The following is a 26,441-nucleotide window of genomic DNA, read 5'->3' as shown; positions in this document are numbered from 1 at the left end:
GGGGTCCAGTATTGCTGAGCATCACAAACCAGTGATTGGGGACAACCAATGTTGCGACGGCAACAGATGCTCGCCGGCCTGATCGTCGCGCTGATCGCCGCGCTTCTGCTATCGGCCTGCGGCGTCACGAAAGGCGACCACACACAGGGTCTGCACCGGCTTCGAATGATGGTGCCGAACAGCCCTGGCGGGGGCTACGACCTCACCGCGCGTACCGCCGTCAAGATCATGGAGGACGACGACATCACCGGTCGCGTCGAGGTCTTCAATGTCATCGGCGCAGGCGGCACCGTCGCGATGGCGCGGTTGATGAACGAAAAGGGCAACGACGACCTCATGATGACCATGGGGCTCGGCGTCGTCGGCGCCACCTACACCAACGGATCCAAGGCCCGGGCATCCGACGCGACCGCGCTGGCCAAGCTGATCGAAGACCCCGGCGCGATCTTCGTACCCGCCGATTCGCCGTTCAAGACGGTGCAGGATTTCGTCGCAGCGTGGAAAGCCGACCCGGCGAAGGTCACCATCGGTGGAGGCTCCTCACCCGGCGGACCCGATCACCTGTTCCCGATGGAGCTCGCCAAAGCCGTTGGCGTGGAACCGAAGTCGGTAAACTTCATCACCTACGACGGTGGCGGCGACCTCCTGACTGCGCTGCTGGGCAAGAAGGTGACGGTCGGCACGTCGAGCCCCGGCGAGCTGATCGACCAGATGGAGGCCGGCCAACTGCGGGTGCTGGCAGTGTCCAGCGACAAGAGGGTGCAAGGCGTCGATGCGCCCACCCTCAAGGAGTCGGGCATCGATCTCACCTTCGCCAACTGGCGCGGAGTCCTTGCGCCACCCGGCATCTCGGACGGTGCCAAACAGGCGATGGTCAAAGTACTCGAAGACATGCACGGCACACAGCAGTGGAAGGAGGCGCTGGTGAAAAACGGTTGGACCGATGCATTCATGACCGGCGCACAATTCGAACAGTTCCTGAAGGACCAGGACAACCGGGTCTCGTCGACGCTCACCGAGTTGGGGCTGATATGACCAGCCCGGCCTCGAAAACAATAGACAAGGCGCAATACATCGTTTGCGTGGTGATGGTCGCCGTCGGCGCGTTCTTGATCTACGACGCCCTCAGCCTCGAGGCCGGCTTCGCCAAGGTGGACCCCGTTGGCCCACGACTGTTCCCGATCGGCATCGGCGCCATCTTGATCCTGCTGGCAATCGCGCTGGCCGTTGTCATTCCGCGCGGCTCGGTGGGCGAGGCGGACGCAGGCGAGGACGTCGACCCCAACACCCCAGGTGACTGGCGCACCGTCGGACTGCTCGTCGGGCTGTTCGTGGCCGTCATCGTCCTCGTCAATCCACTGGGTTGGGCGATCGCGGGCACCCTGTTGTTCGCGGGCGCGGCCACCATCTTGGGCAACCATCACTACCTGCGGAACATCGTCATCGGCGCGGTGCTGTCCGTCGCCAGCTTCTACGCGTTCTACTCCGGGCTCGGAATCCCGTTGCCCGCAGGCATTCTGGACGGGATTCTGTAGATGGACAATTTGAACTGGCTCCTGCAAGGCTTCGAGCAGGCCGCAACGCCGACCAATCTGCTCTATGCCGTCATCGGCGTGCTCCTCGGCACCGCGGTCGGCGTGCTTCCCGGCATCGGCCCAGCCATGACGGTCGCGCTGCTGCTGCCCGTCACGTACAACGTCAGCCCCAGCGCGGCGTTCATCATGTTCGCAGGCATCTTCTACGGCGGCATGTACGGTGGCTCGACCACCTCGATCCTGTTGAACACGCCCGGTGAATCGTCGTCGGTGATCACCGCGATCGAGGGCAACAAGATGGCCAAGGCAGGCCGGGCCGCGCAAGCGCTTGCCACCGCCGCCATCGGCTCCTTCGTCGCGGGTGCCATCGGCACCGCCCTCCTGGCCGCATTCGCACCACCGATCTCGAGATTCGCCGTCACCCTGGGTGCCCCGTCGTACCTCGCGATCATGTTGTTCGCCCTCGTCGCGGTGACCGCGGTACTCGGTGCGTCGAAGCTGCGCGGTGCCATTTCGCTGTTCCTCGGTTTGGCCATCGGCGTCGTCGGCATCGACTTCCTGACCGGTCAGCCGCGCGCGACGTTCGGGATTCCGCAGCTGTCCGACGGCATCGACATCGTCGTGATCGCGGTCGCCATCTTCGCCGTCGGCGAGGCGCTCTGGGTGGCCGCACATCTGCGCCGCCGACCAGCCGAGGTGATTCCCGTCGGTCGACCCTGGATGGGCCGCGACGACTGGCGGCGGTCGTGGAAGCCGTGGCTGCGCGGCACCGCATTCGGATTCCCGTTCGGCGCGCTGCCCGCCGGTGGGGCCGAGCTGCCGACGTTCCTGTCGTACATCACCGAGAAGCGGTTCGCGAAGCGCAGCGGGCATGATGCCGAGTTCGGCAGGGGAGCGATCGAGGGTGTCGCGGGACCGGAAGCGGCCAACAACGCTTCCGCCGCAGGCACATTGGTGCCGATGCTGTCGCTCGGCCTGCCCACCAACGCCACCGCCGCGGTCATGCTAACCGCGTTCGTGTCCTACGGAATTCAGCCCGGCCCAACACTTTTCGAGAAGGAGCCGCTGCTGATCTGGACGTTGATCGCCAGCCTCTTCATCGGCAACCTGATGTTGCTGGTGCTGAACCTCCCGCTGGCGCCGCTGTGGGCCAAGCTGCTGCGCACCCCGCGGCCGTACCTGTACGCGGGCATCCTGTTCTTCGCGACGCTCGGCGCGCTCGCGGTGAACGTGCAACCGCTCGACCTCGCGTTGCTGTTGGTGTTCGGCCTGCTTGGCCTGATGATGCGTCGCTTCGGCCTTCCGGTGCTGCCGTTGATCATCGGCGTCATTCTCGGCCCACGCATCGAGCGTCAGTTGCGCCAAGCCCTGCAACTGGGCGGCGGTGACTGGAGCAGCCTGTTCACCGAGCCCGTCGCGATTGCGGTCTACGTTTTGATGGTGATTCTGCTGCTGACTCCACTGGTGCTGCGTTTGATGCATCGCAGCGAGGAAACCCTGCTGGTCGTGCAGGACGACGCGGACCAGAAAGAGAAGGCGGCTCAAGCATGATCGTCATCGGATACAGCGCGGATATGTTCGGCCGCGCGGCACTCGAGCACGGCATCGCCGAAGCCAAAGTGCGCGGGACATCGCTGCATGTGATCAACTCCACCCCTGGCAATGCGTATGTCGACGCCCGCTTCGCGCAGTCCGGTGAAATCCACAACATCGAAGACCAGCTCACCGACTGCGGCGTCGAGTACGAGCTGTCCCAGCCCGTCGGGGTCGACCCCGCCGAAGAATTGCTCAAGGCGATGGACCGTCCCGAGGCCGAACTGCTGGTGATCGGTATCCGGCACCGCAGCCCGGTCGGCAAGCTGCTGCTGGGCAGCGTGTCGCAGCAGCTACTCCTGGAGTGTCCCAAGCCGGTGCTGGCGGTCAAGCCCGCCGAGATGTAGGCCGAGTGCATGGGGGGCGACGCGACGGCGGGCAGCCGCGGTAAGCCGTACCTGCTGACAGGTGAAGGCTGGCCCTATCTTCTGGTGCCGCTGATCCCCGTCGCGATCGCGCTGGAGTCCATGCACGCCGGCGCTGTGCTGGTGTTCTTCGCTTCCGCGTTGGGCGTGATCCCGACCGCGGCGCTGATGGGCCGGGCGACCGAGGAACTGGCAGCGAGGTCGGGCCCGGGAATCGGGGGCCTGCTCAACGTCACGTTCGGCAACGCCCCCGAACTGATCATCGCGCTGTTCGCGCTTGGCGCCGGGCTGCAGGAGGTGGTCAAGGCCTCACTCGTCGGCTCGATCCTCGGCAACATCCTGCTGGTGCTGGGCATGTCGATGCTGGCGGGTGGCCTCAAGCAGGAGCGGCAATGCTTCGAGTTGCGTGCGGCCACCGCACAGTCGCTGATGCTGCTGCTTGCGACGGTCGCGCTGGTGATGCCCGCGATATTCGAGCTTGTCGCCGGCGGTGGACTGCCCAGCCCGACGGCGAAGGCGGTGGCGTTTCCCGGCGATCTGCAGGCGCTGTCAGTCGGCGTCGCCATCGTGCTGCTGTTGTCATACGCCGCCGGGCTGGTGTTTTCTCTGAAGACCCACGCGCACCTGTTCAACCCGCATGGCGACGACGACCACGACGGAGAACCGTGGTCGGTGCGCAAGAGCGTGCTGATGCTGGCAATCGCCGGTGGCGCAGTCGGCTGGATGTCAGAAATCCTGGTGCATTCCATCACCGAGGCGTCGGACGCGATCGGGCTTTCGCCGTTTTTCGTCGGCGTCATCGTGGTGGCGATCGTCGGCAACGCCGCCGAACACTGGGTCGCGGTCTACTTCGCCAGCCGCGACAAGATGGACATCTCGATCAACATCGCGGTCGGATCGGCGGCGCAGATCGCCCTGTTCGTCGCGCCCGTGCTCGTGCTCGCGTCGTTCTTCATCGGACCATTCCCAATGGCATTGGTGTTCAACGGCTTTGAAATCGGAGCGATCTTCCTGGCCGTCATCATCGCCAACGAGGTAACCCAGCGCGGCGAGTCGACGTGGTATGAGGGCCTGCAACTCTTGGCTATCTACGCTGTGGTCGCGCTCACCTTCTACTTCGTCTGACCTGCGGCGACGCAGCTCACCGCGCGGATTGTCGCCGGGTGAGGATCAGTTTTCACCGCGATAACGTCGCCGCAAACGAGCGCGAAACATAGCTCACCCACGATGGCCTCATGGCGGTGATCAAGACGGCGTGCTCGTATTGCGGCGTCGGCTGCGGCATCGAAGTGCAGACCGCCGAACGCGACGGTAAGCGCGTCATCGCGCGCGTCACCGGTGACAAACTGCACCCGGCCAATTTCGGCCGACTGTGCACCAAAGGCGCCACCCACGCCGAGATGATGACGGCCGACGGCGACCGACTGACGTCCGCGCTGCTGCGTCCCACCCGCGACGACGAACATGTCCCGACCCCTGTCGACGATGCCGTCGCCGAGGCCGGCCGGCGGTTACGCGAGATCATCGACCAGCACGGTCCCGACGCCGTCGCGCTCTACGTTTCCGGTCAGATGTCCCTCGAAGCGCAATACGTGGCCACCAAGCTCGCCAAGGGGTTCATCCGCACCGTGCATCTCGAGTCGAACTCGCGGCTCTGCATGGCCAGCGCCGGAACCGGATTCAAGCAATCGCTCGGTGCCGACGGGCCGCCCGGCTCGTACGACGACTTCGATTGCACAGACTTGTTTTTCGTCATCGGCTCCAACATGGCCGATTGCCATCCGATCCTGTATCTGCGGATGGCCGACCGGCTCAAGGCCGGTGCGAAGCTGATCGTCGTCGACCCCCGCCGCACCACCACAGCCGAGAGGGCTGATCTTTTCCTGCAGATCAAGCCTGGCACCGACCTGGCGCTGCTGAACGGGATCCTGCACCTTCTCGTCCAGAACGGTGGAATCGACGCAGAATTCATCGCCAAGCACACCACCGGGTGGGACGATATGCCCGCGTTTCTCGCCGACTATCCGCCGCGCCGGGTCGCCGAGATCACAGGTCTCGCCGAGTCCGATATTCGCGCCGCCGCACGGATGATCGCCGATGCGGGGGAGTTGATGAGCTGCTGGACAATGGGGCTCAACCAAAGCACTCACGGCACCTGGAACACCAACGCGATCTGCAACCTGCACCTGGCCACCGGCGCTATCTGTAGGCCGGGTAGCGGCCCGATGTCGCTGACCGGCCAGCCCAATGCGATGGGCGGGCGCGAAATGGGTTACATGGGGCCCGGTCTGCCAGGGCAGCGGTCGGTTCTTTCCACCGACGACAGATCCTTCGTCGAGCACCAGTGGGGACTGGCGCCCGGAACCATTCGCTCGGACGTCGGACCCGGCACCATCGACATGTTCGAGCAACTCGCCGAAGGGACCGTCAAGGCGTGCTGGATCATCTGCACCAATCCCGTTGCCAGCGTGGCCAATCGGAATACCGTGATCGCGGGGCTGACGGCCGCACAGCTCGTCATCACCCAAGACGCCTACCGCACCACCGCCACCAACCACTACGCGGACATCGTGCTGCCCGCCGCGTTGTGGGCCGAATCCGAAGCCGTGATGGTCAATTCGGAACGCAACGTCACGCTGCTGCAGCAGTCGATTCCGCCGCCCGGGCAGGCCCGACCGGACTGGCGACTGATCTGTCAGGTCGCCGCGCAGATGGGGTTCGGCGAGCACTTCGGCTACCAGTCCAGCGAGGAGATCTTCGACGACATCCGGCGGTTCGCGAACGCGACGACCGGCTACGACCTCCGCGGCGTGAGCTACCAGCGGTTGCGTCAGACGTCAATGCAGTGGCCGTGCCCACCGGGCGGCGATGCCCGCAATCCGGTCAGGTATGTCGCAGGCGGGGTGCTGACGTTTCCGACGCCGTCCGGGCGCGCGGTGTTTCACGCCCGACCGCATCTGGACCCGCGGGAACTGCCCGACCCAGCTTTTCCTGACTTCCCTTTCGTGCTCAACACCGGCCGGCTGCAACACCAATGGCACACCATGACCAAAACCGGCAAGGTGGACAAGCTCAACAAGCTGGACAGCGGACCGTACGTCGAGATGCACCCTGTCGACGCCGCAGGTCTCGACATTGTCGCGGGCCGGCCCGTCGAACTCACATCGCGTCGCGGCCGGGCGGTGCTTCCCGCGGTCATCAGCGACCGGGTGCTGCCGGGAAACTGCTTTGTGCCGTTCCACTGGAACGACGAACACGGCGAGTACCTGACCATCAACGCACTGACCAACGACGCCGTCGATCCCGACTCCCTGCAACCGGAGTTCAAGGTGTGCGCGGTGAGCCTGCGGCCGGTGAAGTCGGTGCACCCATTGGGTATCGACGTGGTCAAGCCGACCCTGACCGACGACGAAAAGGTCTATCTAGCAGCATTTTTCACCGGACTCGCCGAAGGCGTCCCCGGTGTACCGGTGCTGCCGCCCTGCGCTCCTGTCTCGGGCGATGTCCGATTGTGGATCGACGGGCTGCTGGCCGGCCGGTATTCGCGTATCGCCGTCGCGGCCGATGCATCGCCCGAGAAGGCAGGCCCGTTGGTGTTGTGGGCGTCGCAAACCGGCAATGCCGAGGACTTCGCCGCCCGGCTCGCCGACCGGCTCGGCGCCACCCAGCTGGTCAACATGGACGAACTGCAGTTGAGCGAGTTGGCCGCCGCCAAGAACGTGCTGGTGATCACGAGTACTTTCGGCGACGGCGGGCCGCCCGACAACGGCGCCGAATTCTGGCACCGCCTGCACTCCGCTGACGCGCCCGCCTTGGCCGGAGTTCGGTACGCCGTGCTCGGCATCGGCGACCGGTCGTATGCCGACTTCTGCGGCCACGCCAAGGCAATCGACGGCAGGCTCGCGGCGCTGGGCGCCACGCGGATGCTCGAGCGCAGCGAATGTGAAGCTCATGACGATGAGCCGCTGGATCGGTGGGCCAACAAGGTGACAGCCCTACTCGCCGAGACTGTCACCGTCCCGTCGACCGCCGGGCGTCCCAAGCCGATCGAACCGTTCACCCGAGCCAAACCCCTGCTCGCACCGCTGTCCCGCAATACGGTGCTGACGGCGCCGACCTCACGGAAAGAGGTGCGCCAGTTCGGGTTCGACATCTCTGGGTACGACGTCAGCTATGCGGTCGGCGATTCGTTGGGGGTTTATGCGACCAACAATCCGTCGACGGTCGACGCCTGGTTGTCGGCCACCGGGTTGAGCGGAGACGTCTCGGTGCAAGTCGACGGCAACGAGCAGAGCCTGCGGGATGCGCTGCTGACGTGCTACGACATCTGCCGGGTTACCCCCAACCTGCTGGACTTCGTGCGAGCGCCAAAACTCAACCGTGACAAACTCGCAAAGTGGTTGGTGAATCGCAACGGCCTCGACGTTGTGCAGGAGTTCGCCGTGCGCGCGGAACCCGAAGAGTGGCAAGAGGTCCTGGTCCGGCTGACACCGCGAAGCTATTCGATATCGTCGAGTCCGTTGATCAGCCCGCACGAGGTGCAGGTGACGGTGTCGGTGGTGCGGTATCGGGGTGGGGACGGCGGCCTGCGCGGCGGCGTGTGTTCGACGTTCCTTGCCGACCGGGCGGCGGCGGCGCCGGTGTTCCTGCAGCGCTCACCGCACTTCCGTCCACCCGAAGACGGCGGGACCCCGATGATCATGGTTGGTCCCGGCACCGGCGTGGCGCCGTTCCGCGGCTTCCTGCAGGAGCGCCGCGCGCTCGGGCACAGCGGCCGCAATTGGCTGTTCTTCGGTGACCGGCATCGCAGCGAGAATTACTACTACCGCGATGATTTGGAGGACATGGTCCGCGACGGCTTTCTCAACCGACTGGACCTGGCGTTCTCCCGCGATCAAGCCGATCGGGTCTACGTACAGCACAAGATGCTCGACTACGGCGCCGACGTCTGGCGCTGGCTCGACGACGGCGCGCACTTCTACGTGTGCGGAGACGCCAGCCGGATGGCCAAGGACGTCGATGCGGCGCTGACGTCGATCATCCGCCGGCACGGCTCAATGTCCGACGAGGACGCACACGACTACAAGCGCGAACTCGTCGCGTCGAAACGCTATGTGCGCGACGTGTATTGACCCGCTACGTGCGCACGTTGTGGTCGTCTTGTCGGGTGACGTCGCCGTGGCCGGGGCCGTGTGCGCGGCCGATGTGGGCTTCGGCGCGCATCCGATCCACCATGTGCGGATAGTGCAGTTCGAACGCCGGCCGCTCGGAACGGATGCGGGGTAGTTCGGTGAAGTTGTGCCGCGGCGGCGGGCAGCTGGTGGCCCATTCCAGTGAGTTGCCGTACCCCCACGGGTCGTCGACCAGAACCGGTTCGCCGTAGCGCCAGCTCTTGAACACGTTCCACACGAACGGGATGGTCGAGAGCCCGAGGATGAACGCCCCGATGGTGGACACCACGTTGAGCGTGGTGAATCCGTCGGTGGGCAGGTAGTCGGCGTAGCGGCGCGGCATGCCCTCATCGCCGAGCCAGTGCTGCACCAGGAAGGTGGTGTGGAAGCCGATGAAGGTCAACCAGAAGTGCAGCTTGCCCAGCCGTTCGTCGAGCAGTCGGCCGGTCATCTTGGGGAACCAGAAGTAGATGCCCGCATAGGTGGCGAACACGATGGTGCCGAACAGCACGTAATGGAAGTGCGCCACCACGAAGTAGGAGTCGGTGACGTGGAAGTCCAGCGGCGGGCTGGCCAGCAGCACACCGGACAGACCACCGAGCAAGAAGGTGACCAAAAAGCCGATCGAGAACAGCATCGGCGTCTCGAAGGTCAACTGGCCCTTCCACATCGTGCCGATCCAGTTGAAGAACTTGATACCGGTGGGCACCGCGATCAGGAACGTCATGAACGAGAAGAACGGCAACAGCACCGCACCGGTGGCAAACATGTGGTGAGCCCACACCGCCATGGACAGCGCGGCGATGCTGAATGTGGCATAGACGAGCGTGGTGTAGCCGAAGATCGGCTTGCGGCTGAACACCGGCACCACCTCGGTGATGATGCCGAAGAACGGCAACGCGATGATGTACACCTCGGGGTGGCCGAAGAACCAGAACAGGTGCTGCCACAGCAGCACACCGCCGTTGGCCGGGTCGTAGATGTGCGCGCCGAGGTGGCGGTCGGCGGCCAGGCCGAACAGCGCGGCGGTCAGCAGCGGGAACACCAGCAGCACCAGGATCGACGTCACCAGGATGTTCCAGGTGAAGATCGGCATCCGGAACATTGTCATGCCCGGCGCGCGCATGCACACCACCGTGGTGATCATGTTGACGCCACCGAGAATGGTGCCAAGACCACCGACACCCAGCCCGAGGATCCACAAATCACCGCCGGGTCCAGGGGAGTGGATGGCGTCGGTCAGCGGTGAGTACGCGGTCCAGCCGAAGTCCGCCGCGCCGTTCGGGGTGATGAAGCCGCTCAACGCGATCATGGCACCGAATACGAACAACCAGAAACTCAGCGCGTTCAGTCGCGGGAACGCGACGTCGGGGGCGCCGATCTGCAGCGGCAGCACCAGGTTGGCGAACCCGAACACGATCGGGGTCGCGTAGAACAGCAGCATCGCCGTGCCGTGCATGGTGAACAGCTGGTTGAACTGCTCGTTGGACAAAAACTGCAGCCCGGGCAGGGCCAACTCGGTGCGCATGAACAGCGCCATCAAGCCGCCGATGAAGAAGAAGATGAAGCAGGCGACGCAGTACATGATGCCGATCAACTTGTGATCGGTCGTGGTGATGAGCTTGTAGACCAGGTTGCCCTTCGGACCGAGCCGGGCCGGAAATGGACGGCGTGCCTCGAGTCGTTGTACGGGTGGCGCTTCAGTCGTCATAGGCATCCCCCGATCCGCCAGGACCTTCAATCCATTATCCGCCTCGATAGCTGTCGCTAGGGACTTTTGTCATCGAGTCGGCTCATAAGCTGTCCCGATGCGATTGGCGGGACAGGTGGCGGTCGTCACCGGTGGGGCGCTGGGCGTCGGCGGCGGCATCAGCAGGCGGCTCGCGGCGGCGGGCGCGCACGTCGTGCTCAACGACATCGACGCGGACGCGGCCTCGGCCACCCGCGGCGAGATCATCGCGACTGGCGGGCGCTGCACCTCCGTCGTCGGCGACATTCGCGACCGCGACGTGGTGGCCGTAGTGACCGAAACAGCACTGGCCGTTGCCGATTCGCGGATCGACATCCTGGTCAACAATGTCGGCGACTTCCGCCCTGCGGCAAGGGATTTCCTGCACAGCACCGAGGAGCAGTGGCAAACCCTCTACGAACTGAACCTGCTGCACGTGCTGCGGATGTGCCACGCGGTGTTGCCCGAGTTGGTCAAACGCGGATCCGGGGCGATCGTCAACAACGCGACCGTCGAGGCGTTTCGCGGCATCCCTTACGCCGCGCCGTACGCCGCGTTCAACGCGGGCGTGGTGGCGTTCACCCGCAGCTTGGCGGTCGATGTGGCGCGGCATGGGATCCGCGTCAACGCGATCGCACCCGACCTCGCCGACACCGCCCAGACGCCCGCCGAGGCGATGCTGCGCGGCCGCGATCCCGAATTGATCAGGACCTGGATTCCGGTCGGCCGGTTCGGCAGCCCCGACGACTACGCCGCCGTGGTGGAATTCCTGGCCTCCGAGGACGCCCGGTTCGTCACCGGGCACACCATCCCGGTAGACGGCGGCACGCTGGCGGCTTCCGGATGGTATGCCCGCGCGGACCGCAAGGGCTGGACGAACATGCCGAACGAGGCGTGAACTGACTCAAGCACTTTCGCGGGCCAACAGGCGGCGGGTGCGCTCAGGAATCTCGGGTGGCAACGTGTCGACGATGTCGGCGAGGGTGCACGAGGCGAGGCTGGTCAGCCACGCCTCGTGCGCGCGCCCCATGATCGTGGCCAGGATGCATCGTTCTTGGCACTCCTCGGCGGGTAGGGCGCCGCGTCCCTGCTGCCGGATCTCCCGACAGAGGTAGGGATCGGCGCGGCCGTCCACAGCTTCGACGATGTCGAGCACGGTGATTTCAGAAGCCGGGCGCGCCAGGCGGAAACCTCCGCGCGGACCGGTCGTCCCGGTCAGCACACCCGCGCGGACAAGCGACGCCAGGTGCTTGGCGAGGTACGCCTGTGGCAGACCGAAATGGGCAGCGAGCGCAGCCGCGCTGGCCGAATCGCCATCGGGGAGTTGCGCCAGCGAGGCGGCGCAATGCAGCACCCACTCCGTGCCTTCGGGAAGCTTCACGATTCCAGACTAGGGGACATCACCTCTATTGTGGATATGAGATGTCCATAATTGTTACTCGAACAGGGAGAGTTCACATGCGCGTTGCAGTAGTCGGTGCCACCGGCCGTATCGGAACGTTGACCATTGCCGCACTCGAGCGCGACGGGCACGACACGGTTGCCATCAGTCGCAGTCGCGGCGTGGACGTGCTCACGGCCGCAGGCCTGGACGAGGCTCTGGCTGGGGTAACCGCAGTGATCGACGTCAGCAGCAGCGAGGCAACCCAGGAGTCGGAGACGGTCGGATTCTTCACCACCGCGGCCGAGAATCTGCTCGCCGCCGAGCAGCGCGCCGGCGTCACCCATCACGTCGTGCTGTCAATCGTGGCCGTCCACAAGGTGCCGGGGAACGCGCACTATGCCGGCAAGCGGGCGCAGGAGGCCGCGGTGGCGGCCGGACCCGTGCCGTGGACGATCGTGCCTGCCACGCAGTTCCACGATTTCGCGGCGATGGTCGCCGGGTGGACCGAGCAAGACGGCGTTGCTCCGATCGCGCCGCTGCTTGTCCAGCCGATTGCGCCTGCAGATGTCGCAGACATCCTCGCGCGCGTCGCTGTCGGAGCTCCGCAGAGGCGCCACCGCGATGTCGCCGGACCCGACACCCAGGATTTGGTGGACATGGCTCGGCGCACCATCGAGGCCCGCGGGCAGCAGATCCGGTTGGTACCCACCTGGCGGAACGGCCTGTTCGACGTGTCGATGGCCGGCGAGGTGCTCTTGCCCTCGACGGACGCCGAGTTGGCGCCCACCACATTCGAGGACTGGCTGGCCGCCGAGGCGCTACGCACCAATGCCTAGGCAGCGGCGCGATTTTGGCGGAGCCACAGAGTGTGATCGCGGCTTCGCCGGATGTGTCCGAGGGGGGACTTGAACCCCCACGCCCGTTAATAGGGCACTAGCACCTCAAGCTAGCGCGTCTGCCATTCCGCCACTCGGACCAGTTGGGCAGCTAAGGCTATCGGATGGGACAGCCCGCGCCCAAACCGAACGGCCCTCTCAATGGTACGAATGGTGACTGTGACGCCTCCCCTTAACACCGAAGCCGAGGTCGTCGACCTCGTCAGCGCGCTCATCCGCTTCGACACGTCGAACACCGGCGAGCCCGACACCACCAAAGGGGAGGCCGAATGCGCCCGCTGGGTGGCCGAACAGCTGGAGGAAGTCGGCTATACGACCGAATACGTCGAGGCCGGCGCGCCGGGCCGGGGAAACGTGTTCGCCAGGCTCAAGGGTGCCAACCCCGAGCGAGGCGCCCTGCTGCTGCACGGTCACCTCGACGTGGTGCCCGCGGAGGCATCGGACTGGAGCGTGCACCCGTTCTCCGGCGCGATCGAGGACGGCTACGTGTGGGGTCGCGGCGCGGTCGACATGAAGGACATGTGCGGCATGCTCATCGCGATCGCCAGACACTTCAAGCGCGCCGGCATCGTGCCGCCGCGGGATCTGGTGTTCGCGTTCGTCTCCGACGAAGAGGCAGGCGGAAAGTACGGGGCGCATTGGCTGGTGGACAACCGGCCCGACCTGTTCGACGGTGTCACGGAGGCGGTCGGCGAGGTCGGCGGGTTCTCGCTGACTGTGCCGCGCAGGGACGGCGGTGAACGACGGCTCTACCTGGTCGAGACCGCCGAGAAGTCGATGATGTGGATGAAGCTGACCGCGCGCAGCTTCGCCGGTCACGGCTCGATGATCCACGACCACAACGCGGTCACCGCGGTCTCCGAGGCCACCGCCAAACTCGGCCGCCACGAATTCCCGCTGGTGATGACCGACGCCGTCAGCCAGTTCCTGCAGGCCATCACCGAGGAGACGGGCTACGAGTTCGACGTCGACTCGCCCGACCTGGCAGGCACCATCGCCAAGCTCGGGCCGATCGCCCGCGTTGTCGGTGCCACCCTGCGCGACACCGCCAACCCGACCATGCTCAAGGCCGGCTACAAGGCCAACGTCATACCCGCCACCGCGGAGGCGGTGATCGACTGCCGCATCCTGCCTGGTCGCCGCGCCGCCTTCGAGCGTGAGGTAGACGAGATCATCGGGCCCGACGTGACGCGTGAGTGGATAACCGAGCTGCCGTCATACGAGACCACGTTCGACGGCGACCTGGTGGACGCGATGAACGGGGCGATCCTGTCCGTCGACCCTGACGCGCGCATCGTGCCTTACATGCTGTCCGGCGGCACCGACGCAAAGGCGTTCACGCGCTTGGGAATCCGCTGCTTCGGCTTCGCGCCGTTGCAGCTTCCGCCGGATCTGGACTTCACCGCGCTGTTCCACGGCGTCGACGAGCGGGTACCCGTCGATGCGTTGAAGTTCGGCACCCAGGTTCTCGAGCACTTCTTGATGCACTCCTGACCCAAGAAAGGACGACCACCATGGCGTTTGACTACAACCCGTACGACTTCCTGCCCAAGCTGCCGTCGTTCACGCTGACGTCGGAGTCGGTCACCGACGGCCAACCGCTGAGCACCGAGCAAGTCAGCGGCATCATGGGCGCCGGCGGTGACGACGTGTCACCGCAACTGTCGTGGTCGGGATTCCCCGAGGAAACCCGCAGTTTCGCCGTGACGATGTACGACCCCGATGCGCCGACGGCATCTGGCTTCTGGCATTGGGCCGTCGCCAACCTGCCCGCCACGGTCACCGACCTGCCCGCAGGCGCAGGCGACGGCAGCGGTTTGCCCGGTGATGCAATCACTTTGGCCAACGACGCCGGCCTGAAGCGCTTCATCGGCGCAGCGCCGCCGCAGGGACACGGCGTGCACAGGTACTTCATCGCGGTGCACGCCGTCAAGGTCGAGAAGCTCGAACTGGACGGCGACGCAAGCCCGGCCTATCTGGGCTTCAACCTATTCATGAACGCGATCGCGCGGACCGTCATCCACGGCACCTATGAGGAGAAGTAGCGCCCTTCTCGGGCCGCTACTACGCAGTCGGTGGCTGGTTCGGGCTCCGATATGGGTCTACCGGGTGCATTTCGGCTTTCTGTTCGGTCGTCGCATGCTGATGCTCGAGCACATCGGCCGCAAGAGCGGGGCTCGGCGATACGCCGTGCTCGAAGTGGTCGATCGACCAGGCCCCGACCAGTACGTCATCGTGTCGGGATTCGGCGAGAAGTCACAGTGGTACCGCAACGTCGTTGCGAACCCGCATGTGCGCGTCAGTGTCGGTTTGCGCCGCGATGTGCCCGCGACGGCGACCCCGCTGACGCCCGACGCGGTGGAGCAGACCTTGGACCGCTATTCCCACGACCATCCGCGAACGTGGCGCACGCTGCAGGCGGCGATGTCAGCCGCGCTCGGCTCCCCAGATCTGACGTTGCCGATGATGCGGCTCGAACTAGCGCACGCCTGAGCCGACCGCGTCGGCCAGCGACGTGAAGCCACCCTCGTGCAGGCGACGCGCGATGCCGTCGTGAATGTGCTTGGCCCACAACCCGCCGTCATAGATGAAGCCGGTGTAGCCCTGCAACAGTGACGCGCCCGACGTGATGCGGTCCCACGCATCGTCGGCGGTCTGGATGCCGCCCACGCTGACCAACACCAACCGGTCGCCGACCCGGCGGTACAACCGGCGCAACACTTCGGCCGACCGCTGCGCGACGGGCGCACCGGAGACCCCGCCTGCGCCCAACGCATCGACGCCCGGCGTCACAAGCCCGTCCCGCGACACCGTGGTGTTCGTCGCGACGATGCCAGCGAGACCCAATTCGATTGCCAGATCCGCGATCTCGTCGACATCCTGGTCGGACAGATCCGGGGCGATCTTCACCAGCACCGGCTTCGACGTCTCGGCCGTCACTGCCGCGAGAATCGGCCGCAGTGATTCGACGGCCTGCAGATCACGCAGTCCGGGGGTGTTGGGGGAGCTGACGTTGACCACCAGGAAGTCAGCCAACGGCCCTACCAGACGCGCACTTTCGGCGTAATCCCGAACTGCGTCCTCCGGCGGTGTGACTTTCGTCTTGCCGATGTTGACCCCGATCGGCACGTCGGATGTGTCGCGGGCCAGCCGCCGCGCCAGTTCGGCTGCGCCGTGATTGTTGAACCCCATCCGGTTCAGCAGCGCGCGATCGTCGGGCAGCCGGAACATCCGGGGCTCGGGATTGCCGGGTTGTGCCCGTGCGGTGACAGTGCCGATCTCCGCATAGCCGAAGCCCAGTGCGCCCCACGTGTGCAGGCCCCCGCCGTCCTTGTCGAATCCGGCTGCCAGGCCGAGCGGTCCGGGGAATCGCACGCCGAACACCGTGCTGGCGAGCGCAGGATCGCGCGGCGCCAGCCACCGCGCCAGCGCGCGACGCATCGGGAGTATCGCCGTCACTGCCCGCAAGACCGCGAACACGAATGTGTGAATGCGTTCGGGCGCAACGAGAAAGAACGCCCTGCGCAGCGCGCGATAGATCACAGGCCGGGTTGATCCAGTCGCTGTGCGGCGGTCTTCTTGCGGCGCAGCAGTACCCGCCTGCTGCCGTCGGTGTACAACCGCACCCTGGTCAGTTCCCATCCGCGGTACTCGGCCTCGATCGACAGTCGGGTGGACGCGCTGATCCTGGTGAGCTCGGGCGGCAGTCGCAGCGGTATCCACTCGTATTCGTCTGACAGGTCGTTGTCCCAGCCCTCTGGCATCCGTCCGTGGTGCATTGCGGTCATCTGATCCCCGCGTTCGCAATCACCTGCACACCCGCTCCCGAGCCAGACACCACATACAGGGTGCCAGACGCGTCGTCGAACGCCAGGGAGTTGGGCTGCTGCACGGTTCGATAACGCACCTTTTCCACGGGGATACCGGTAGCTAGATCGTAGCCAACCACCGTGTTGGTTGCCGTCTGCGACACCCAGGCCAGCTTCGGCGACCCGACCAGGCCGTATGGGGCATCGGGCACCGGGTAGGCCTGACGCAGGATCAACGGGTTGATGCCGTACACCAGCAGTTCGCCGCCGCGGGTGTCGGCGACGAGCACCCTGCCCGCGGTGTCGGCCGCGATCGTGGTGGCGCCCTCACCGGCCCGCAGTGCATGCTCGGCGCCCTTGCCGTCGGCCGAGACAGTGGTCACCGAGGTCTGTCCACGGTCCAGCACCACCACCGTATTGCCTTGTGCGACAAGGGCGTCGACCTTCGCGAAAATCTTCAGCGACGCGCCGACGGCGGTGTCCGAACTCAACGTGTACACCGCGCCATCGGCACTGCCGAGCGCCAGTTTGCCGTCCGCGCGTCTGGCGATCGCGGTGAAGTCGGTACCGGACTGGCCGTCCACCTCGACCCTGGTGGCCGTGGCCGCGCGAAGGTCGACGCGGAAATAGCCGCCACGCGTGGACGCATACACCGTCCCGTCGTTGTCGCCGGTCATCGCCGTCGCGGCGGCGGGCAGCCTCACCGGTCGGGGTTGTCCCGCCGACAACATCACCGTGACCTGGGACTGGCTCTCGAGAAGCGGGCTGAGCACCACCAACGAAGCGGTTGCCGCATCGAACAGCGCCGTTTGCGCGCGTCCGGGCAGCGGACGCACCTCGCCGGCGGGCGTGTCGGTCACCGGTGGCGACTGCGCAGCCTTGGCGGGCACGATGGTCGGCGGTGGGGTGTCCGTGTGGTTAGCCGAGCAGCTGACCAATCCGGTTGTTGCCAGCACTACAGCGCTGGCTCGAATTAGCTGAGCGGCGATGTTTAGATCACGCAACAAAGGGTAGCTCTCGGACGTGCGAATTGGATCTCGATCGAAATGCAAGTGTAGGCACGCCGGTCATCCACATTTGGGCACGTCCGCTGCGCCCGGCGACTCGTTCGGCGGTAGGGTGCGATCATGACCCTCGCCGCAGACAGGGATCTGGGAAACCAGGAGTTTGCTATCGAGGACATCACTACAGGTCTGCACGCCAGTGGTTTTGGCCAAGTTGGTGACGGGCGCAGCTTTGCCTTCCATGTCGAGAAGCAGGTGCTCATCGTCGAGGTCTACCGGCCACGCATCACGGGCCCGGTCCCGCAGGCCGAGGATGTCGTGGCAGTCGCCAGTCGCAAGCTGACCGACATCGACGTCACTGACGAGCGAAGCGTCTCGGCGGCGGTGCGTGACGCGGTGGCCGCGGCACGACCGGTGACACGCACAGCGCGTTAGCAGCGACCCCACGGTACGGTCGTCGGCGTGATTGAGGCGCCTGCGATGTCGTGGCTGCAAGTTGTCGTCCTCTCGGTGATACAGGGATTGACCGAATTCCTGCCCGTGTCGTCGTCGGGACACCTGGCGATCGCCTCGCGCATCTTCTTCGACGACGATGCGGGCGCGTCGTTCACGGCGGTCACCCAACTCGGCACCGAACTTGCGGTGCTGCTGTACTTCGCGCGCGACATCGGGCGCATCCTGAAGGCCTGGTTCAACGGACTGTTCGTGGCCGCGCACCGCAACCTCGACTACTGGATGGGCTGGTACGTCATCATCGGCACCATCCCGATCGGGGTGTTGGGCCTGTTGTTCAAGGACGAAATCCGTACTGGCGCAAGGAATTTGTGGCTCATCGCCAGCGCGCTGATCGTCTTCTCCGTCGTCATCGCGATCGCCGAGTACATGGGCAGGCAGACCCGGCACGTCGAACAGCTGACATGGAAGGACAGCATCATCGTCGGTGTGGCGCAGTGTCTGGCGCTGGTGCCCGGCGTTTCGCGGTCGGGTGCGACCATCAGCGCGGGCCTGTTCCTCGGACTCGACCGCGAACTGTCGGCCCGCTTCGGCTTCCTGCTGGCCATCCCAGCCGTGTTCGCTTCGGGCCTGTTCTCGTTGCCCGATGCCTTCCACCCCGTCGGCGAGGGGATGAGCGCCAGCGGCCCGCAATTGCTCGTCGCCACGGTGATCGCGTTCGTCATCGGCTTCCTCGCGGTGGCGTGGTTCTTGCGCTTCCTCGTGCGCCACAGCATGTACTGGTTCGTCGGCTACCGCGTGCTGCTGGGCGCCGTGGTGATCGCGCTGCTCGCCGCCGGGGTAGTGTCCGCGACATGACGGTCATCCTGCTGCGGCACGGCAGGTCGACCTCGAATACGGCGCACACGCTCGCCGGTCGCAGCGACGGAGTCGACCTCGACGACAAGGGCGCAGAACAGGCGCAGGCAATCGTCGAGAGGCTGGTCGGTCTCCCCATCCGCGCTATCGTGCGCTCACCGCTGCTGCGGTGCAGACGCACAGTCGAACCGCTCGCCGAAGCGCTGGGCCTTGATCCCATCGTCGACGAGCGCATCTCCGAGGTCGACTACGGCAGCTGGACCGGGCGCAAGATCGGCGATCTGGTCAAGGAGCCGCTGTGGGCGGTGGTGCAGCAACAGCCCAGCGCCGCGGTGTTCCCCGGCGGCGAGGGGCTGGCTCACGTGCAAGCCCGCGCTGTCGCGGCAGTGCGTGAGCACGACCGAAGGCTGGCCGAACTGCACGAGGGCGACTGCCTGTGGGTCGCATGTTCGCACGGCGACGTGATCAAGGCCGTGGTGGCCGACGCGCTGGGCACGCACCTCGACAGTTTTCAGCGGATCACCGCCGACCCCGCGTCGATGAGTGTGATCCGTTACACCGCGTTGCGTCCGTTCGTCATCCACGTCAACCACACTGGTGCTGCGCTGACCGCCGGGCTGGTGGCCAAGTCGTCGACCGGCGACGGGGAAGCCGAGAAGAAGGACGGCGAGCTGCCGCCGGAGGATGCGGTGGTCGGCGGCTCGACAGATTGACGGAATTACGGCCGATGAGGGTATGCCGGTATTTTGGAGGGTGCCATGGCCCGCGCAATTCACGTCTTCCGCACACCCGACCGTTTCGTCGCCGGGACCGTCGGGCAGCCCGGCAACCGCACCTTCTATTTGCAGGCGGTACATGACAAACGCGTGATCTCGGTGGTGCTGGAAAAGCAGCAGGTCGCTGTGCTGGCCGAGCGGATCGCCGCGTTACTGCTCGAGATCAACCGGCGCTTCGGCACGCCGATCCCGCCCGAGACGGGCGACGTCGAAGATCTGAGCCCCTTGATCACACCCGTCGACGCCGAGTTCCGCGTCGGCACCATGGGGCTGGGCTGGGATTCGGAGGCGCAGACGGTCGTCGTCGAACTGCTGGCCGTGTCCGAGACCGAATTCGACGCGTCGGTCGTCCTCGACGACGCCGAGGAGGGACCCGACGCGGTGCGGGTGTTCCTGACACCCGAATCGGCGCGCCAGTTCGCGACACGCTCCAACCGCGTCATATCGGCAGGCCGCCCGCCATGTCCGTTGTGCGATGAGCCGCTCGACCCGGAGGGCCACATTTGCGTGCGCACCAACGGGTATCGGCGCGGCGCGCTTGCCGGGTCCGACGATGACGCCGATTCGTAACGATGAGGTGCTGCGGCGCGGCGAATTGACGGTCATCGGCCGGATCCGGTCAGCGAGCAACGCCACTTTCCTCTGCGAGGCTCATCTCGGCGAACTGCAGGCACATTGCGTGTACAAGCCGATCAAGGGCGAAGCCCCGCTGTGGGACTTTCCCGACGGCACGTTGGCAGGGCGCGAACTGGGCGCCTATCTGATCTCCGATGCACTCGGCTGGAACATCGTGCCCAACACCATCATTCGCGACGGGCCTGCCGGTCCCGGCATGCTCCAACTGTGGGTCGACCAACCGGGCGACGACGTGGGCGACGAACCAGAAGCGGGCCCCGATTTGGTTGACCTGCTACCGGCCGGCCACATCCCGCCCGGCTTTCTGCCCGTCCTGCAGGCCTACGACTACGCAGGCGACGAAGTCACACTGGTGCACGCCGACGACAGCAGGCTGCGGCGGATGGCCGTCTTCGACGTTTTGATCAACAACGCGGACCGCAAGGGCGGACACATCCTGTGCGGCGTCGACGGCCATGTCTACGGTGTCGATCACGGGGTGAGCCTGCACGTCGAGGACAAACTGCGCACGGTGCTCTGGGGCTGGGCGGGGAAGCCCGTCGACGACGACACGCTGGAATCGGTAGCGGGACTGCGCGATCAGCTGCGCGGTGAACTCGGCGGTCGACTCAGGGCACACATCACCCGCCGCGAGGTGGCCGCGCTGCATGCCAGAACTGTTGCGCTGCTGGACAATCCGGTGATGCCGACCCCGGACCGGCGCAGGCCCATCCCATGGCCCGCGTTCTGATCAACGGATTGGGCGGCGTGGCGGCTTTAAACGTCCTTGCGGCGTGCATGATCTACTGACTCGGTGAGCCTGACCGACGCGGCGCTGGCCGCCGACGTGGCGGTCGACGCCGGAAAGCTGCTACTGGCGATTCGCGAGGAAGTCGGCTTCGACGACCCCTACGACCTCGGGGATGCAGGCGATATGCGGGCCAACGTGCTCATCCTCGACCGGCTGCGGCGAGACCGGCCCAACGACGCGGTGCTGTCCGAGGAGGCCGTCGACGACGTGTCTCGCGTGCACTCCGACCGGGTGTGGATCGTCGACCCGGTGGACGGCACCCGGGAATTCTCGTGGCCGGGTCGCACTGACTGGGCGGTGCACATTGCGCTGTGGCAACGAAACGGCGGGCCGAAGGGAGGCATCACCGACGCCGCCGTGGCGCTGCCTGCGCGCGGCGAGGTCTACCGCACCGACACCGTGACGCCGCCGCCGCCGCGCCGCGACGGCCCCATCCGCATCACGGCCAGCGCCAGCAGGCCGCCCGCGGTGATGTGGCGGCTGCGCGACATGATGGACATCCAGATGGTGCGAATCGGATCGGCGGGTGCCAAGGCGATGGCAGTCGTCCGCGGCGACGTCGACGCCTATGTGCACGCAGGCGGTCAGTGGGAGTGGGATTCTGCGGCCCCTGCGGGGGTTGTGCAAGCCGCGGGCCTGCACGCGTCACGCATCGACGGTTCGCCGCTGATCTACAACCGGCGCGACCCCTACCTGCCCGACTTGCTGATGTGCCGCGCGGAACTTGCCGACGTCCTGCTCGAGGGCATCTGGTCGGCGTATCGGAACCGGTGAGCGCGGGTGGCGGGAATGGATTGAGCGTCGGCGTTGTAAGTCACAGTCGAAGCAACGCACCATCCGGAGGCCGTCCTGACCGAACACCTTAAAGTCGATGCTATGCATTCGTGGCCGGCTCCCGACGTTCCGGCTCTGCCGGGTAGCGGCCCGCAGCTGCGGCTGTATGACAGCGCCGACCGGCAGATCCGTCCCGTCGCCGCCGGCGAGACGGCTTCCATGTACGTCTGCGGCATTACCCCCTACGACGCCACCCACCTCGGCCACGCCGCCACCTATCTGGCATTCGACCTGGTGCACCGGGTGTGGCTGGACGGCGGGCACACCGTGCACTACGTGCAGAACGTGACCGATGTCGACGATCCGCTGTTCGAGCGGGCGCAGCGCGACGGCATCGACTGGCGCGAACTCGCCGACCGCGAGACCGAGCTGTTCCGCGAGGACATGGCCGCACTGCGGGTGCTGCCTCCGCACGACTACGTGGCGGCCACCGAGGCGATCGGCGAAGTGGTCGAGCTGGTGGAGAAGATGTTGGCCTCTGGTGCGGCCTACGTCGTCGACGACCCGGAGTACCCGGATGTGTACTTTCGCGCCGACGCCACGCAGCAGTTCGGCTACGAGTCCGGCTACGACCGCGAAACCATGCTGCGGCTGTTCAGCGAACGCGGCGGTGACCCGGCCCGCGCAGGCAAGGGTGACGAACTCGACGCGTTGATGTGGCGCGCCGAACGGCCCGGCGAACCGAGCTGGCCGTCGCCGTTCGGCCCCGGCAGGCCCGGCTGGCACGTCGAGTGTTCGGCGATCGCGCTGAGCCGCATCGGCACCGGCCTCGACGTTCAGGGCGGCGGCAGCGACCTGATCTTTCCGCACCACGAGTTCTCCGCCGCGCATGCTGAATCCGTGACGGGGGAGCGGCGATTCGCACGGCACTACGTGCATGCGGGAATGATCGGCTGGGACGGGCACAAGATGAGCAAGAGCCGCGGCAACCTGGTGCTGGTATCGCGGCTGCGGGCCGACGGCGTCGAGCCCGCTGCGATCAGGCTCGGACTGCTGGCAGGACACTACCGCGCCGACCGTTACTGGAGTGATCAGGTGCTCGACGAGGCCGTCGCCCGGCTACAGCGTTGGCGGGCCGCGACGACGCTGCAGGCAGGCCCCGACGCCATCGACGTGGTCTCGCGAGTCCGTCAGTATCTGGCCGACGATCTGGACACTCCCAAGGCGCTGGCCGCGGTGGACGGCTGGGCAACAGACGCACTGGAGTACGGCGGACACGACACCGAGGCTCCCCGGGTGGTGGCGACCGCTGTCGACGCTTTGCTCGGTGTTCAGTTGTAGCGATTGACATCCGCCGTTTGCGTCGGCTGCGAATGGGGGCGTGTGACCTAGTACGTTGGCGGCCATGAATTCTGTGACCGGGAAGGTCGTGCTGATCACCGGTGGCGCGAACGGCGTCGGCGCCGAGGTGGCACAACGTCTGCACGCCAGGGGTGCCAAGCTGGTGCTGACGGATCTGGACGGCGGCAAGCTCGACGAAGTGGCGGCTCGGCTCGGAAACGAGGGCGTGCTGACCGTCGCCGCCGACGTGCGTGACCTGTCGGCGATGCAGGCCGCGGTCGCCAAGGGGGTCGACCGCTTCGGCGGTATCGATGTCGTGGTGGCGAACGCCGGGATCGCGACTTACGGCTCGGTGCTGCACGTGGACCCGCACGCGTTTCGGACACTGATCGACGTGAACATCGTCGGCGTCTTCAACACGGTGCGCGCCGCCCTGCAGTCGGTGATCGACCGCAGGGGTTACATCCTGATCGTGTCGTCGCTCGCGGCCTTCGCCGCCGCGCCGGGGATGGCGCCCTACGACGCGGCCAAGGCGGCGGTCGAGCACTTCGCCACCTCACTGCGACTGGAACTCGCGCACCTCGGCGTCGATGTCGGCTCGGCGCACATGTCGTGGATCGACACCCCGCTGGTGCGTGACACCAAGGCTGATGTGCCGGCATTCCGGAAGATGTTGGACTCGCTGCCGGGTCCGCTTGGCAAGACGACGTCGGTGGAGAAGTGCGGTGAAGCGTTCGTGGCGGGCATCGAGGGCCGCAGACGGCACATCTACGTTCCTGGCTGGGTTGTTCTGCTCCGCTGGCTCAAACCCTTGTTGTCGACCCGGATCGGCGAGGCGCCGACGCTCAAGGTGGCGCCGGCGTTGTTACCGCAGATGGACGCCGAAGTCGCCGCATTGGGTCGGTCGATGAGCGCCCGCACTGAGTCGCTGGACAAAAATTGATCCGCCGCATCGGTGTCCTCACTGCAATCCTGGCACTCATCTCCGCATGCAGCGCCGACAAATCAGAGCAAGCAACCACGTCAGCACCGCCACCCAGCCCGGCCGCCCTGACACCTGGCCAAGCTCACGCGATCGCCAAGGACGCCTACGTGTACGGTTTCCCGATCGTCGACAACTACCGGGTGATGTACTCGTACTTCGTCAACAAAGAGGACCCCGAGTACAAGGGCGGCTGGAACGAGATCCACAGCACTGCAAGGGTGTTCACGCCCGACGACAAGACGGTCCAGACGCCCAACTCGGACACGCCGTACTCCGTTCTGGGTGCGGACCTGCGCGCTGAACCGCTGGTGCTCACCGTCCCGCCGATCGAGCAGGACCGCTATTACTCGCTGCAGTTCGTCGACCTCTACACCTACAACATGGCGTACGTCGGCAGCCGCACCACAGGTAACGGAGGCGGGAAATATCTTCTGGTCGGCCCGAATTGGAAGGGCAACAAACCGGACGGCATCAATGAGGTCATCCAGTCCGACACCGAACTCGCTCTCGTGCTGTACCGCACGCAGCTGCTCGGCCCGTCAGACATCGACCAGGTCAGAAAGATTCAGGCCGGCTATCAGGTGCAGCCGCTGTCGGTGTACCTCAACCAACCCGCGCCGCCGCCCGCGCAGCCGATCGACTTTGCACCGGCACTGAACCGCGACCAGGAGAAGACGTCGCCGCAGTTCTTCGAGATCCTGGATTTCGCATTGAAATTCGCGCCTACGCTGCCCGCCGAGAAAGATCTGCGCGCGCGGTTCGCCACTATCGGCATAGGGCCCGACGGGAACTTCGACGCTGACAAGCTGAGTCCTGAAATGCGACAGGCGATCGAAGGCGGAATGACTGACGCGTGGGCCGAACTCGACAATCTCAAGAAGACCAAGATGGACACGGGTGAGGTCGGTTCGGCGCAGCTCTTCGGAACCGCAGATGATTTGAAGGGCAACTACCTGTACCGAATGGCTGGTGCGGTGTTCGGCATCTACGGCAACACCGCTGCAGAAGCGCTCTATCCGGGGATTCTGAACGACTCGACGGGTGTGCCGCTGACCGGCGCCAACAAGTACACCGTGAAGTTCCCACCCGGACAGCTACCTCCGGTGAACGCGTTTTGGTCGCTGACGATGTACGAACTACCGCAGAGCCTGTTGGTCACCAACCCGATGAACCGGTATCTGATCAACTCCGAGATGCTGCCGAGCCTGATACCCGACGCTGACGGCGGTTACACGTTCTACATCCAGAACGAGTCTCCCGGCATCGACAAGGAGGCCAACTGGTTGCCCGCGCCGAGCGGTCTCTTCCAGATGGTGTTGCGGTTGTACTGGCCCAAGCCTGATGCGCTCAACGGGACGTGGAAGGCGCCGCAAGCGATCAAGGTCTAGCCGCGGAAGCCGGGGCCGCGGCGGCGCAGGTAGCGCTCGAACTCGGCGGCCAGCGCGTCGCCGTCGATCTTGCCGAGCGCCTCGTTCATGTCGACCTCGGCGTCGCCGCGCTCTTCGAGCGACTGCACGTACTCGGCGATCTCGTCGTCCTCGGCCGTCATCTCGCTGACCGCCAGCTCCCACTCCTCGGCCTGACTCGGCAGATCGGCGAGCGGCACCTCTATATCGAGCACATCCTCGACACGACGCAGCAGCGCCACCGTCGCCTTGGGGTTCGGCGGCTGCGACACGTAGTGCGGGACCGCTGCCCAGAACGTGACCGCCGGGATGCCCGCCTGCACGCACGCGTCCTGGAACACCCCGGCGATGCCGGTCGGTCCTTCGTAGCGGGTCTCCTCGAGGCCGAATGTCTTCGCAGAATCGGGGGAGTACGCGGCCCCCGAGACGGGCACCGGCCGTGTGTGCGGGGTGTCGGCGAGCAGCGCACCGAGGATCACCACGGTCTGCACGTTCAGCTTGTCGGCAATGGCCAGCAGTTCGGCGCAGAACGTCCGCCAGCGCATGTTCGGCTCAACGCCGTGCATCAACACGATGTCCCGGTCAGACCCCGGCGGGCGGCAGTGCGAGATACGCATCGACGGCCACACCAGTTCGCGGGTGACGCCGTCGACCTGCCTGATGACCGGACGGTTCACCTGATAGTCGTAGTAGGCCTCGTCGTCGATCTCGACGATGGGCTCGGCCTCCCATATCGCGTCGAGGTGCTCCAACGCATCGCTGGCGGCATCGCCGGCATCGTTCCAGCCTTCGAAGGCGGCGACGATCACCGTGTCGTTGAGTTTGGGCAGGTCGGGCGGTTTATAGCCGCTCGCATCCGACGGGGTCACTACGCCAGCGTAAGCCCTGTGCGGTAGGCGTGAGGGGCATCGGCACACCAGGCGATTCTGCGGCTGT

The 26,441-nt window shown here is 65.8% G+C and carries 26 protein-coding genes and 1 tRNA gene; 20 read left to right on the top strand and 7 right to left on the bottom strand.

Annotated elements, in window-relative coordinates:
• Positions 1–66: 66 nt before the first annotated feature.
• The 6 genes from ACGFK1_RS15340 (at position 67) to ACGFK1_RS15315 (ending at position 8,625) form a co-directional block, all read left to right on the top strand.
• Positions 67–1,035 (top strand): Bug family tripartite tricarboxylate transporter substrate binding protein, encoded by a 969-nt coding sequence (locus ACGFK1_RS15340; RefSeq protein ID WP_393431220.1) that lies wholly within the window; start codon positions 67–69, stop codon positions 1,033–1,035.
• Complete coding sequence (locus ACGFK1_RS15335; RefSeq protein WP_393430384.1) at positions 1,032–1,535, top strand: tripartite tricarboxylate transporter TctB family protein; 504 nt, start codon at positions 1,032–1,034, stop codon at positions 1,533–1,535. Before ACGFK1_RS15340 ends, ACGFK1_RS15335 begins: the two co-directional genes overlap by 4 nt.
• Positions 1,536–3,086, top strand: a complete 1,551-nt coding sequence (locus tag ACGFK1_RS15330) for a tripartite tricarboxylate transporter permease (protein ID WP_393430381.1) — start codon at positions 1,536–1,538, stop codon at positions 3,084–3,086.
• A complete protein-coding gene (locus tag ACGFK1_RS15325; RefSeq protein ID WP_393430378.1) occupies positions 3,083–3,475 on the top strand; it encodes a universal stress protein in 393 nt (130 codons plus the stop codon). The genes ACGFK1_RS15330 and ACGFK1_RS15325 overlap by 4 nt, the downstream gene beginning before the upstream one ends.
• Before the next feature lie 9 nt (positions 3,476–3,484).
• Entirely contained in the window at positions 3,485–4,618 is a 1,134-nt protein-coding gene (gene cax / locus ACGFK1_RS15320; protein ID WP_393430375.1) for a calcium/proton exchanger, read from the top strand.
• A gap of 110 nt (positions 4,619–4,728) precedes the next feature.
• Positions 4,729–8,625 (top strand): molybdopterin-dependent oxidoreductase, encoded by a 3,897-nt coding sequence (locus tag ACGFK1_RS15315; protein ID WP_393430372.1) that lies wholly within the window; start codon positions 4,729–4,731, stop codon positions 8,623–8,625.
• A gap of 4 nt (positions 8,626–8,629) precedes the next feature.
• On the opposite strand, the gene ctaD is transcribed toward ACGFK1_RS15315, so the two are convergent.
• Complete coding sequence (gene ctaD / locus ACGFK1_RS15310) at positions 8,630–10,375, bottom strand: cytochrome c oxidase subunit I (protein ID WP_393430369.1); 1,746 nt, start codon at positions 10,373–10,375, stop codon at positions 8,630–8,632.
• A 97-nt stretch (positions 10,376–10,472) separates the two neighbouring features.
• On the opposite strand from ctaD, the gene ACGFK1_RS15305 reads away from it, so the two are divergent.
• Positions 10,473–11,291 (top strand): SDR family NAD(P)-dependent oxidoreductase, encoded by an 819-nt coding sequence (locus ACGFK1_RS15305; RefSeq protein WP_393430366.1) that lies wholly within the window; start codon positions 10,473–10,475, stop codon positions 11,289–11,291.
• Positions 11,292–11,297: 6 nt separating this feature from the next.
• Here ACGFK1_RS15305 and ACGFK1_RS15300 read toward each other — a convergent pair whose 3' ends face one another.
• Entirely contained in the window at positions 11,298–11,774 is a 477-nt protein-coding gene (locus ACGFK1_RS15300; protein ID WP_393430363.1) for an RrF2 family transcriptional regulator, read from the bottom strand.
• A 77-nt stretch (positions 11,775–11,851) separates the two neighbouring features.
• On the opposite strand from ACGFK1_RS15300, the gene ACGFK1_RS15295 reads away from it, so the two are divergent.
• Positions 11,852–12,613 carry an SDR family oxidoreductase gene (locus ACGFK1_RS15295; RefSeq protein ID WP_393430360.1) on the top strand — a complete coding sequence of 254 codons (762 nt, stop codon included), beginning with the start codon at positions 11,852–11,854 and terminating at the stop codon, positions 12,611–12,613.
• Positions 12,614–12,667: 54 nt separating this feature from the next.
• On the opposite strand, the gene ACGFK1_RS15290 is transcribed toward ACGFK1_RS15295, so the two are convergent.
• Positions 12,668–12,753, bottom strand: a tRNA-Leu gene (locus ACGFK1_RS15290).
• A gap of 70 nt (positions 12,754–12,823) precedes the next feature.
• On the opposite strand from ACGFK1_RS15290, the gene ACGFK1_RS15285 reads away from it, so the two are divergent.
• Genes ACGFK1_RS15285 through ACGFK1_RS15275 form a run of 3 tightly spaced genes read left to right on the top strand, consistent with a single transcriptional unit; the run spans position 12,824 to position 15,166 of the window.
• The gene (locus ACGFK1_RS15285; protein WP_393430357.1) at positions 12,824–14,167 is read left to right on the top strand and encodes a M20/M25/M40 family metallo-hydrolase; all 1,344 of its coding nucleotides are present in this window, start codon (positions 12,824–12,826) and stop codon (positions 14,165–14,167) included.
• A 20-nt stretch (positions 14,168–14,187) separates the two neighbouring features.
• Positions 14,188–14,718 (top strand): YbhB/YbcL family Raf kinase inhibitor-like protein, encoded by a 531-nt coding sequence (locus ACGFK1_RS15280; RefSeq protein ID WP_393430354.1) that lies wholly within the window; start codon positions 14,188–14,190, stop codon positions 14,716–14,718.
• A complete protein-coding gene (locus ACGFK1_RS15275; protein WP_393430351.1) occupies positions 14,705–15,166 on the top strand; it encodes a nitroreductase family deazaflavin-dependent oxidoreductase in 462 nt (153 codons plus the stop codon). Before ACGFK1_RS15280 ends, ACGFK1_RS15275 begins: the two co-directional genes overlap by 14 nt.
• Here ACGFK1_RS15275 and ACGFK1_RS15270 read toward each other — a convergent pair.
• The 3 genes from ACGFK1_RS15270 to ACGFK1_RS15260 are packed head-to-tail and all read right to left on the bottom strand — an operon-like array spanning position 15,152 to position 17,438.
• On the bottom strand, positions 15,152–16,213 hold the full coding sequence (locus ACGFK1_RS15270) for a quinone-dependent dihydroorotate dehydrogenase (protein ID WP_393431217.1): 1,062 nt from the start codon (positions 16,211–16,213) through the stop codon (positions 15,152–15,154). The two genes, ACGFK1_RS15275 and ACGFK1_RS15270, sit on opposite strands and share 15 nt — an antisense overlap.
• Positions 16,213–16,461 carry a DUF5703 family protein gene (locus tag ACGFK1_RS15265; RefSeq protein ID WP_393430348.1) on the bottom strand — a complete coding sequence of 83 codons (249 nt, stop codon included), beginning with the start codon at positions 16,459–16,461 and terminating at the stop codon, positions 16,213–16,215. The genes ACGFK1_RS15270 and ACGFK1_RS15265 overlap by 1 nt, the downstream gene beginning before the upstream one ends.
• Entirely contained in the window at positions 16,458–17,438 is a 981-nt protein-coding gene (locus tag ACGFK1_RS15260; RefSeq protein WP_393430346.1) for a YncE family protein, read from the bottom strand. The genes ACGFK1_RS15265 and ACGFK1_RS15260 overlap by 4 nt, the downstream gene beginning before the upstream one ends.
• A 171-nt stretch (positions 17,439–17,609) precedes the next feature.
• Between ACGFK1_RS15260 and ACGFK1_RS15255 the strand changes: the two genes are divergently transcribed.
• The 9 genes from ACGFK1_RS15255 to ACGFK1_RS15215 all read left to right on the top strand — a co-directional run bounded on the left by ACGFK1_RS15255 (position 17,610) and on the right by ACGFK1_RS15215 (position 25,487).
• Positions 17,610–17,921 carry a hypothetical protein gene (locus tag ACGFK1_RS15255; protein ID WP_393430343.1) on the top strand — a complete coding sequence of 104 codons (312 nt, stop codon included), beginning with the start codon at positions 17,610–17,612 and terminating at the stop codon, positions 17,919–17,921.
• Positions 17,922–17,966: 45 nt separating this feature from the next.
• The gene (locus ACGFK1_RS15250; RefSeq protein WP_393431214.1) at positions 17,967–18,797 is read left to right on the top strand and encodes an undecaprenyl-diphosphate phosphatase; all 831 of its coding nucleotides are present in this window, start codon (positions 17,967–17,969) and stop codon (positions 18,795–18,797) included.
• Positions 18,794–19,510: a histidine phosphatase family protein gene (locus ACGFK1_RS15245; protein WP_393430340.1), complete on the top strand. Its 717-nt coding sequence runs from the start codon at positions 18,794–18,796 to the stop codon at positions 19,508–19,510. The genes ACGFK1_RS15250 and ACGFK1_RS15245 overlap by 4 nt, the downstream gene beginning before the upstream one ends.
• A 45-nt stretch (positions 19,511–19,555) precedes the next feature.
• A complete protein-coding gene (locus ACGFK1_RS15240) occupies positions 19,556–20,143 on the top strand; it encodes a DUF3090 domain-containing protein (RefSeq protein WP_101947653.1) in 588 nt (195 codons plus the stop codon).
• Entirely contained in the window at positions 20,127–20,939 is an 813-nt protein-coding gene (locus ACGFK1_RS15235) for an SCO1664 family protein (protein WP_393430337.1), read from the top strand. Before ACGFK1_RS15240 ends, ACGFK1_RS15235 begins: the two co-directional genes overlap by 17 nt.
• Positions 20,940–21,002: 63 nt before the next feature.
• Positions 21,003–21,773, top strand: a complete 771-nt coding sequence (locus tag ACGFK1_RS15230; RefSeq protein WP_393430334.1) for a 3'(2'),5'-bisphosphate nucleotidase CysQ — start codon at positions 21,003–21,005, stop codon at positions 21,771–21,773.
• A 102-nt stretch (positions 21,774–21,875) separates the two neighbouring features.
• Positions 21,876–23,114 carry a cysteine--1-D-myo-inosityl 2-amino-2-deoxy-alpha-D-glucopyranoside ligase gene (mshC, locus tag ACGFK1_RS15225; RefSeq protein ID WP_393430331.1) on the top strand — a complete coding sequence of 413 codons (1,239 nt, stop codon included), beginning with the start codon at positions 21,876–21,878 and terminating at the stop codon, positions 23,112–23,114.
• Positions 23,115–23,178: 64 nt separating this feature from the next.
• Complete coding sequence (locus ACGFK1_RS15220; RefSeq protein WP_393430328.1) at positions 23,179–24,057, top strand: SDR family oxidoreductase; 879 nt, start codon at positions 23,179–23,181, stop codon at positions 24,055–24,057.
• Complete coding sequence (locus ACGFK1_RS15215; protein WP_393430325.1) at positions 24,054–25,487, top strand: DUF1254 domain-containing protein; 1,434 nt, start codon at positions 24,054–24,056, stop codon at positions 25,485–25,487. Before ACGFK1_RS15220 ends, ACGFK1_RS15215 begins: the two co-directional genes overlap by 4 nt.
• On the opposite strand, the gene ACGFK1_RS15210 is transcribed toward ACGFK1_RS15215, so the two are convergent.
• Complete coding sequence (locus ACGFK1_RS15210) at positions 25,484–26,374, bottom strand: PAC2 family protein (protein WP_393430322.1); 891 nt, start codon at positions 26,372–26,374, stop codon at positions 25,484–25,486. The genes ACGFK1_RS15215 and ACGFK1_RS15210 overlap by 4 nt on opposite strands.
• Positions 26,375–26,441: the final 67 nt, after the last annotated feature.

It is taken from the genome of Mycobacterium sp. NPDC048908 (assembly GCF_043197955.1).
In the GTDB taxonomy this organism is placed as follows: domain Bacteria; phylum Actinomycetota; class Actinomycetes; order Mycobacteriales; family Mycobacteriaceae; genus Mycobacterium.
This window is presented reverse-complemented; position numbering and strand designations above follow the sequence as displayed.